The organism is Stenotrophomonas sp. 05L44_2, from assembly GCF_056665995.1.
The window spans coordinates 1-7,099 of sequence record NZ_JBFTNR010000143.1; the positions used below are offsets into that span (position 1 = coordinate 1).

General features: G+C 65.9%; 6 protein-coding genes and 1 pseudogene. 6 read left to right on the forward strand and 1 reads right to left on the reverse strand.

Features of this window, described 5'->3' with window-relative positions:
• Positions 1–20 precede the first annotated feature (20 nt).
• The 5 genes and pseudogenes from AC1VAN_RS06940 to AC1VAN_RS06960 form a co-directional block, all read left to right on the forward strand.
• Positions 21–2,237 (forward strand): annotated as a pseudogene (locus AC1VAN_RS06940) (NADP-dependent isocitrate dehydrogenase); the annotation flags it as partial.
• Between the two features lie 303 nt (positions 2,238–2,540).
• Complete coding sequence (locus tag AC1VAN_RS06945; protein ID WP_032976420.1) at positions 2,541–3,488, forward strand: hypothetical protein; 948 nt, start codon at positions 2,541–2,543, stop codon at positions 3,486–3,488.
• On the forward strand, positions 3,481–4,029 hold the full coding sequence (locus AC1VAN_RS06950) for a GTP-binding protein (protein ID WP_480985526.1): 549 nt from the start codon (positions 3,481–3,483) through the stop codon (positions 4,027–4,029). The genes AC1VAN_RS06945 and AC1VAN_RS06950 overlap by 8 nt, the downstream gene beginning before the upstream one ends.
• Entirely contained in the window at positions 4,022–4,438 is a 417-nt protein-coding gene (locus AC1VAN_RS06955) for a roadblock/LC7 domain-containing protein (protein ID WP_032976421.1), read from the forward strand. Before AC1VAN_RS06950 ends, AC1VAN_RS06955 begins: the two co-directional genes overlap by 8 nt.
• Positions 4,439–4,490: 52 nt before the next feature.
• Complete coding sequence (locus tag AC1VAN_RS06960) at positions 4,491–4,850, forward strand: hypothetical protein (protein WP_025878601.1); 360 nt, start codon at positions 4,491–4,493, stop codon at positions 4,848–4,850.
• 63 nt (positions 4,851–4,913) lie between these two features.
• On the opposite strand, the gene AC1VAN_RS06965 is transcribed toward AC1VAN_RS06960, so the two are convergent.
• A complete protein-coding gene (locus AC1VAN_RS06965) occupies positions 4,914–5,660 on the reverse strand; it encodes a KilA-N domain-containing protein (protein ID WP_025878602.1) in 747 nt (248 codons plus the stop codon).
• 177 nt (positions 5,661–5,837) lie between these two features.
• Between AC1VAN_RS06965 and AC1VAN_RS06970 the strand changes: the two genes are divergently transcribed.
• On the forward strand, positions 5,838–7,099 hold a 1,262-nt coding region (locus AC1VAN_RS06970), incomplete at its 3' end, for an isocitrate dehydrogenase kinase/phosphatase AceK regulatory subunit (protein WP_480985527.1).

A 7,099-nucleotide genomic window follows, 5' to 3' on the forward strand; every position in this document is an offset into this window, starting at 1 on the left:
CCTCTACACGCTGACCGACGAAGCACCTCTACACGCTGACCGACGAAGCACCGTTCCTGGCCACCCAGTCGCTGCTGCCGATCGTCGACGCCTATACCTCCACCGCGGGCATCGCAGTGGAAACCCGTGACATCTCGTTGTCCGGCCGCATCCTGTCGCTGTTCCCGGAACTGCTGAGCGATGCGCAGAAGGTCAACGATGACCTGGCCGAGCTGGGCCAGCTGGCGACCACCCCCGACGCCAACATCATCAAGCTGCCGAACATCTCCGCCTCGGTGCCGCAGCTGAAGGCCGCCATCAAGGAATTGCAGGACCAGGGCTATCCGCTGCCGGATTACCCGGAAACCCCGGCCGACGACCAGCAGCGCGACTACAAGGCGCGCTACGACAAGGTCAAGGGCAGCGCRGTCAATCCGGTGCTGCGCGAAGGCAACTCCGACCGGCGCGCGCCGCTGTCGGTGAAGAACTACGCCCGCAAGCACCCGCACCGCATGGGCGCCTGGGCGTCCGATTCGAAGTCGCACGTTGCGCACATGGACGCGGGTGATTTCTACGGCAGCGAGAAGTCGGCCACCCTGGCCAACGCCGGCGCGCTGAAGATCACCCTGCACGGCAAGGACGGCAGCACCGTCGTGCTGAAGGAAAAGACCGCGGTCAAGGCCGGTGAGATCGTCGACGCGGCAGTGATGAGCCGCAAGGCGCTGGCCGCCTTCATCGATGCGCAGATCGAAGACGCCAAGTCGCAGGGCGTGCTGTTCTCGCTGCACCTGAAGGCGACCATGATGAAGGTYTCCGACCCGATCATGTTCGGCGTGGTCGTCAACGAGTTCTACAAGGACGTGCTCGCCAAGCACGCCGACACGCTCAAGCAGGCCGGTTTCGATGCCAACAACGGCATCGGTGATCTGGTCGCGCGCCTGCCGTCGCTGCCCGAAGCCACCCGTGCCGCCATCGAAGCCGACCTGCAGGCCGAGTACGCTCAGCGTCCGGGCCTGGCCATGGTCRAYTCGGACAAGGGCATCACCAACCTSCACGTGCCGAGCGACGTGATCGTCGACGCCTCGATGCCGGCGATGATCCGCGACTCCGGCAAGATGTGGAATGCCGAAGGCAAGCTGCAGGACACCAAGGCGGTCATTCCGGACCGCTGCTATGCCGGCGTGTACCAGGCTGTCATCGACGACTGCCGCAGCAACGGTGCCTTCAACCCGGCAACCATGGGCTCGGTGCCCAACGTCGGCCTGATGGCGCAGAAGGCTGAAGAGTATGGCTCGCACGACAAGACCTTCCAGATCGCTGCCGACGGCGTGGTCAAGGTCACCGACGAGGCCGGCAACGTGGTGTTCGAACAMGCCGTGGAAGCCGGYGACMTCTGGCGCATGTGCCAGACCAAGGACGCSSCGATCCAGGACTGGGTCAAGCTGGCCGTCGAACGCGCGCGCCTGAGCAGCACCCCGGCCGTGTTCTGGCTGGACGCCGCCCGCGCCCACGACGCGCAGGTCATCGCCAAGGTCGAGACGTACCTGAAGGACCACGACACCACCGGCCTGGATATCCGCATCCTGCCGCCGGTGGAAGCGACCACCTTCTCGCTGGCCCGCATCCGCAAGGGCGAGGACACCATTTCGGTGACCGGCAACGTGCTGCGCGATTACCTCACCGATCTGTTCCCSATCATGGAGCTGGGCACCAGCGCCAAGATGCTGTCGATCGTKCCGCTGRTKGCCGGTGGCGGCCTGTTCGARACSGGYGCKGGYGGTTCGGCRCCGAAGCACGTGCARCAGTTCSTSGAAGARGRCTWCCTGCGCTGGGATTCGCTGGGTGAGTTCCTGGCCCTGGCCGCGTCGCTGGAGCATCTGGGCAACCGCTACGACAACGCTGCCGCCCGCGTGCTGGCCAAGGCACTGGACGAGGCCAACGGCCAGTTCCTGGACAACGACAAGTCGCCGTCGCGCAAGCTCGGTGGCATCGACAACCGTGGCAGCCACTTCTACATCGCCCTGTACTGGGCGCAGGCCCTGGCAGCGCAGAACGAAGATGCCGCACTGCAGGCACGCTTCGCTCCGCTGGCCAAGGCGCTGGCCGACAACGAGCAGAAGATCGTTGACGAGCTGATCGCGGTGCAGGGCAAGGCCGTGGACATCGGCGGCTACTACCGTCCGGATGTGGCCAAGGCCGCTGCCGCGATGCGTCCGAGCGCGACCTTCAATGCCGCGCTGGAGCAGCTGCGCGGCTGATTCATCGCCGCCCGGTTGAGACCTGGAAAGAAACCCGCGCCTCGGCGCGGGTTTCTTTTTGCCCGCATGCCGTTGGTGCCTGTCCACGCGCGGACGGGAGCTGCACAAAACCGTGAAATCCGTCATCTGTCGGAACGCCGTCAACACGGCATGAAACTTGCCCGCGATGGCCGTCGCAGAACGGACGCATGCATGTTCACCACTGCCACCAATATGAGCAGTCGATCACGACGATGGCGGCAAGCCATGGCCTAGCCTTGGCGATGCGAGACCGCCGGGGAGGTGGTCGCACGGGGAACACGGATGGCACGCGTGCTCGTAGTGGGAACCGACATCCAGGGCGAACAGGCCCTGCTGCAGAGGCTGCGGATGGCCTCGGCGCTGCCGGACGGACAGATCCGCCGCAGCCAGGACCTGGACGACTGCGATCTGCTGGTGATTCGCGATACGCCTGCGCTGCGCAACGCGGCACTGCGCATGCGCCAGCAGCGCCCGCGCCTGCACTGCTGGATCGAGGACCTCGGCGGCCAGTTGCGCGAGGGCGATGGCGGCCAGGACGTACTGGATGATGGCGCGATAGGACGGGCGCTGCGCGGCATGCAGACCGGCACCGATGCGACACCGATCCGCTTGGCTGACGGCGCGCATGCGATCACCCGCCTGCTGCGCGAGCGGCTGCCATCGCGGCAGGGCCAGGCGCTGCTGGGCGAGGGTGGAGAGCCGCTGCTGCTGCTGGATCTGGAACAGGACCAGGCGGTGCTGCTGCACGAGCCGGCTACCGTGCTGGTGGAACGGCTGGCACACGGCTTCGAGCACCTGTATCTGGATGCGCTGCTGCCGGCGCAGCTGCAGGCACTGGCGGGTGACCGCACGCGACTGCCGTTGCGTCCGTTGCTGTGGCAATGGGCGCAGCGCAGCCGTCACTGGCAGGCGTTGGATGAGCGCCTGCGCGGGGCGTCGGTGAAGCTGCTGCGCTGGCCGGACTTCCGCGTGCTCGGCCACGATCACGATGGCTTCCGTCTATGTTCGCTGCTGCTCAAGCGTGCCTGCACGGTGGACGAATGCGCGATGCTGCTGGATCTTCCCGCCGCCGCCGTGCGCGATTTCATCCACGCCGCCTACCTGTGCGGTTATGCGCAGCTGCAGGTCGCACCTGCAGTACCGCTGGTGGGTGCGCGTGCCAGCACTGCCGACAACGGCCTGCTCGCACGCCTGTGGCGCACGCTGCGCGGGAGTGACCGCGATGCGTGAGCACAAGGTGGTGGTGCTCGGTGGCATGGGCAGCGGCAAGTCGACATTGGTACGCAGCATCGCCGCCGGWGCGGTGGTCGACACCGACGTAGCCAACAGCGACCGCSCGGGYGCCGACAAGGCYTCGACCACGGTGGCGCTGGACTACGCCGATATCGACCTGCCCAACGGCGAGAGGCTGCGCCTGTATGGCACGCCTGGCCAGCAGCGCTTTGATTTCCTGTGGCCGATCCTGCTGCAGGGTGCGCGCGGTGYGGTGTTGCTGCTGGACGCGCGCCGTGCCGGGGTGGCCGCTGAGCTGGACGCCTACCTGCAGGTGCTGCGCCCGTTCGGTCCGGCATTGGCCCTGGTGGTGGCGGTGACCCATCTTGACCAGGTGCCGGCAGCGGCACTGGATGACTGGGCCGAGCGCGCCCGGCTCGATGGCCAGCCGCTGCCGTTGCTGGCGGTGGATGCCCGTGATCGTGAACAAGGACTGCTGCTGATGGACGTACTGATGAGCGAAATGGAAGCGCATGCACTGGTGGCCGCACATGGCTGATGGACAAGGCGCGCCGTTGCCGGACGCGCAGCAGCGCGAGCGCCTGCAGCCGCTGCTGCAGGACCTGCAGCAGCGGGTGGAAGGGGTGCGGACCGTGGTGCTGGCCAGCGTCGATGGCTTTGCCCTGGTCAGTGCTGGTGCGGAGGGGCGTGGCGAACGCCTGGCGGCGATGACCAGCGCGATGCTGGCCCTGGCTGCAGCAGTGGGGCGCGAACTGGCACTGGGCGATCTGCAGACGCTGATGCTGGAGGCCGCCGGTGGCAAGGTGCTGATGCTGGCCATCCAGGCCGAGGGGCGAGCGCCGTTGCTGCTGATGGCGGCCTGCGACCAGCGCAGCGTGATCGGCCAGGTGCTGTGGCAGAGCAGGGAATGTGGCCAGGCGATCCTGGCCGAACTCAGCGGATCGTGAGCCCGGCCGCAGGGGAACGAGGGGCTCGAACCAACATTGAGAGGGGTGCAACGTGGCTGGATTGAATGATTCGTTGACTGCACTGATGGGTATCGATGGCGCGCAGGCCGTGGCGCTGGTCGACTACGAAAGCGGCATGCTRCTGGGCGAGGCCGGTTCGGGCATGGACATGGAAGTGGCGGCGGCCGGCAACACCGAAGTGATCCGCGCGAAGATGAAAACCGCCGCCTCGCTCAACCTCAACGATGGCATCGAGGACATCCTGATCTCGCTGGGCAAGGCGTATCACATCATGCGCCCGGTGGCGAAGAAGAAGGGCCTGTTCTTCTACATCGTGCTGGACCGGACCAAGTCCAACCTCGCCCTGGCGCGGCGCAAGGTGCAGGACGTGGAGGCCGAACTGGCGATCTGAGCCGGCCCGGTGGGACCGATCCCTGGTGCTGCACGGCAGCCCAGGGATCGGTCCGCTGTGACGTCATGTCGAAGGCAGCAGAAGCGTGCGTACGAAGGTCAGCGCCTGCCTGTCGCGCGCAGCAAAGTATCTGGGCGCATGCAGTGGGAGCCAGGTTTCGTTGAAGTGCCGGCGAAAGTCTTCGTAGAGCTCGTTCGGATAGAGCTTTGCCTGCACGTTGCGGCCGTCTGGATAGCTGTGCTCATAGGTGTCGAAGGTGTTGGGATCGATGCCCTTGTGATCGCGCAGCCACTTGCAGAACAGCCGGCCCTCGGAGATGTCCGGCACCAGCTCCTGCGGCAGCGTATAGCCCGCCTGCTCCAGTGGCGCGATCAGGTTCAGGGTCAGCTCGTTCAACATCGAGAAATGCGTGTAGGGCACTTTCGAGCGGTTCTGCATGTAGCGCTCGATGTGGGCGGGCATGACGGCGTTCGCCCGGCCCTGCTGCCATTCCACCACCCATTGCGACACCTTCACCGCGAATTTGCGTGACAACCATTGGCCGAGATTGATGGCAAGGTAAGGGTGGATCCAGGTGCCCTGCATCGCCGCATTGCCCCCGGACACCACATGGATGAGCTGGTCCTCCGGGAGGCCGGTCTGCAGGGTCAGCTCCTCGATGAACTCACCGGTGGATTTCAGCGACCGATAGTCCGACCAGCGCTTGCCCACTGACTGGCAGAGCGCCGTCGCGCTGATGTAGCCGTCGCGTACCCGTTGCGGGATTACGTTGCCTTCCTCCATGCGTGGGATCAGGGTCATTTGCTGCATGCGTCGCCTCATGCCGTTATGGGCCTGAAAGAGTAGGCAATGCAGTCGCACGGGGTCTGTAGGAATGGTTGCGTTTGTCTGGTTCTCTGAGGCAGCAGCAGCCGAGCGTGGCTCGGCTCTACACAAGCTACCCCACGCCAGCGTATGGTTAGGTCGGTTTCCCCGGATACGTCGTGCATGTCCGATCCTGTCACTGCAACCGAACTGGCACCGCGCATCGCCGAGGCCATCCGCGATGGTTTCGAGCAGTATCACGCCCGCTTTGCCGCGATCACGGCGCGTGCCCGGCTGCGTTTCCAGCAGCGCGACTGGGCGGCGGCGCGCCACGATGCGGTGGAGCGCATCGCCCTGTACGACCAGTGCATCGCCGAGCAGATGGATGCGCTGCGGCGGCTGGCCGGTGACGCCATCAGCGAACGCGCGCTGTGGCTGCAGGTGCACGCGCACTTCAGTGCCCTGCTGCAGGGCCTGATCGACGCCGAGCTCTACAAGACCTTCTACAACACGTTGTCGCGACGGCTGTTCGCCATCCGCGGTGTGGACCCGGAAGTGGAGTTCATCGCCTTCGATGTCGAGCCCTCCGATGCGATCACCCATCCGGTGGCGCGCCACACCTACGCGGTCTCGCCGACGCGGCCGGTAGAGGCGCTRCAACGGGTGCTGGCCGACTACCGCTTCGATGTTCCGTATGCGCACCAGTTGCGCTGTGCCGCCGCCATCGCCGTGCGCCTGCAGGACGATCTGGCGCACTGGGGCGACACGCCGGTACGCAGCATCGAACTGCTCGATACCGTGTTCTACCGCGAGCGTCGCGCCTATCTGGTCGGGCGCGTGTTCGGTGAACACCGTTTCTCGCCGTGCGTGATCGCGCTGGTCAACGACGACCAGGGCCTGCGCGCCGATGCCGTGCTGACCCGGCGTCGCGATGTGGCCCATCTGTTCGGCGTGTCGCGCAGCTATTTCCAGGCTGACCTGGGTACGGTTGGCGATGCGGTGGTGTTCCTGCGCAGCCTGCTGCCGGGCAAGCCGATCGACGAGATCTATACCGTGCTCGGACGCGCCAAACAGGGCAAGACCGAGCGCTACCGGACGTTCTTCCGCCACTTCAATGAACACCCGAACGAGCGTCTGGCGCATGCCGAAGGCACGCCGGGCATGGTCATGGCGGTGTTCACCCTGCCCAGCTACCCGCTGGTGTTCAAGCTGATCCGTGATCGTTTCGCTTGGCCCAAGACGATGTCGCGGCAGCAGGTGGAGGAGAAGTACGCCCTGGTGTTCAACCTCGACCGTGTCGGTCGCCTGCTTGACGCACAGCCCTACCGGCATCTGCGTTTCCCGCGCGAACGCTTCGCCCCGGTGCTGCTGGACGAGCTGCTGCAGCAGTGCGCGCAGAGCGTGCGCGTGGATGGCGACGAGGTGGAGATCGCGTTGTGCTACGT